Raw genomic sequence first — 1,823 nt, forward strand, 5'->3', positions numbered from 1 at the left:
GGCCGGGTTCTCGATGATCCACGTCGGCTCCGGCACCGCCGGGTGCATCAGGTTCAACAACGCGGCCTCGTCATCGACGTCGACGACGAGGAAATTTAACCAATCGGCCGGGTTGAGCTGGAGGAACGCGAACTCCCCAGCAGGCCGCCCACGGTTCGGGAATGCCTGCGACTTGGTCTGACCGCACCGGAAGTACTCGATCCGGTGGTGTGCTAAGAACCGGCGGGCCGGGGTCTCGGGGCAAAAAAGGACAATATCCAGCAAGGCAGGGTCCACTTGTGGACGCGCCTCAGGTACACTAGGGGACATAACAGTCCCCTGATATTGGATTCATGACAGGTTCCGATTCAGTTAGCTGTTGAAACGGCTGTCGCGAGTTTGGAGACCTGAGACAGCCAAATGACTTCGACGGCCCGCCCTGCCAGGCGGGTCGTCAGTCGTTTAAGCGGAATTAGCCAGCGGTAGGCGCGGCTCCTCCCTGTTATCAAGCTTGTTGGGTCGTCCCGCATCGCGATCGATCAAGGCACCGATGTACTCAGCCATGCTGAGTCCCGTTCGACGAGACGCTTCGATGGCCGCGCGATGCTGCTCAGGAGACACGCGCGTGGACAACGCCACTTTGTGTCCTTGCAGCTTTGGTTGCTGGTACTCGGTCATGAAGCCATCGTTGCATACTGCAACCGCAACCGGTAGCAGTGTGGGGTGTGTCTCCATGATTTCCTTGCCCCTTTGTTTTTGAACCCTGACGCAGTGAAGGCTCCCATCTAGGTGTATCGCATCAATCATACAGTTTTTTGAACATGTTCAACATAAACACGTTTAAGTCCCAGGTAGCCTTGGGGGCATGTTTTGGCTAGGGGGAACTGTTTCGCATTCCGATTTTGATGTGCTGGCTGAGCTGCCGGACCATCTCACTTGGGGGAGTCTTCATTTGGAGGTGCAGCGTCGGCACGGCAAGCCAGTCCATATCGAGCCTGCCCCCGTGGGGTTGGGCCAGGACGTCACGGGGCTGTGGTTGGAGAAAGCTGAGCAGTCCTGGATTTTCCATGCTGCCGGTGAGAGCGAGCTGCTGCGCCGGCACGTGATTCTGCACGAGTATGGACACATCCTTCTCATGCACGGTGGATGCGAGCTGACGCTAGGAAATGCCTTCGCCCATATTGGAGGCTCCCGGCGGATCAAGACCCTCCTTGGACGTTCCTCGACCTGGACAGCCCAGGAGATCGCGGCAGAGAACGCCGCCACGAGGTTAGCCGCCAGACTGACCCGGCGGGTGGACCCTCTGCTCGAGGTCTTTTAATGAGCCTCGGTGCGGTGTTGAGTCTGCTCAAAGCCGTAGCCTGCATCTTCGCCGTCGTGGCGGTGGTCGTTCGTCTGCCACGAGTAGCGCGGCGACGCCAAGTGGACTTCGTCTGGATGGGCACGGCGTTGGCTGCGCTGGCCTTCTCGGCTAACGGGGTCATGGTTCCTGAACGGAGCGTGGATGCGTGGCTGGGTGGAGAGAACATCTTCCACCTGGTGCGCAGCCTGCTCGCGCTTAGCGCTGTATGGTGCCTGCGGGCGGCCCTCGTCCAGTCCCTACAGCGCAGGGACTGGAGCCGGTCGCGGACATTGGGGGAGACCGCCATTGGCGGTACCTTACTGCTGGGGCTGACGATAGCGTTCTTCTCGATCGATCGGGACCCGACCTCGAGAGCGTTCATCCCGGACCACCTTGCCCAGGGCGGCACCTTGGGTTACACGCTGCTCATCATGGTGATGGGAGCGTGGAACGCCACCGATGTTGCCCGTGTCGCCTTCCAGGAACTCACCCTGCGCCAGCC

3 protein-coding genes and 1 pseudogene are annotated in these 1,823 nt (G+C 60.2%); 2 read left to right on the forward strand and 2 right to left on the reverse strand.

Going from position 1 to position 1,823, the window contains the following annotated elements; all coding sequences use genetic code 11:
• A pseudogene (locus ABEA06_RS13575) lies at nucleotides 1–264 on the reverse strand (replication initiation protein); the annotation flags it as partial.
• Nucleotides 265–441: 177 nt separating this feature from the next.
• On the reverse strand, nucleotides 442–657 hold the full coding sequence (locus ABEA06_RS13580; RefSeq protein ID WP_345311836.1) for a hypothetical protein: 216 nt from the start codon (nucleotides 655–657) through the stop codon (nucleotides 442–444).
• 274 nt (nucleotides 658–931) lie between these two features.
• Between ABEA06_RS13580 and ABEA06_RS13585 the strand changes: the two genes are divergently transcribed.
• A complete protein-coding gene (locus ABEA06_RS13585; protein ID WP_345311837.1) occupies nucleotides 932–1,300 on the forward strand; it encodes a hypothetical protein in 369 nt (122 codons plus the stop codon).
• On the forward strand, nucleotides 1,300–1,823 hold a 524-nt coding region (locus tag ABEA06_RS13590; protein WP_345311838.1), incomplete at its 3' end, for a hypothetical protein. The genes ABEA06_RS13585 and ABEA06_RS13590, both read left to right, overlap by 1 nt.

Origin of the sequence: Kocuria gwangalliensis, assembly GCF_039544365.1 — a bacterium.
GTDB lineage: Bacteria > Actinomycetota > Actinomycetes > Actinomycetales > Micrococcaceae > Kocuria > Kocuria gwangalliensis.

What these genes read in the sequence shown, in the direction of transcription:
- ABEA06_RS13580 (WP_345311836.1), bottom strand. Translation starts at nt 657, where the DNA reads ATGACCGAGTACCAGCAACCAAAGCTGCAAGGACACAAAGTGGCGTTG.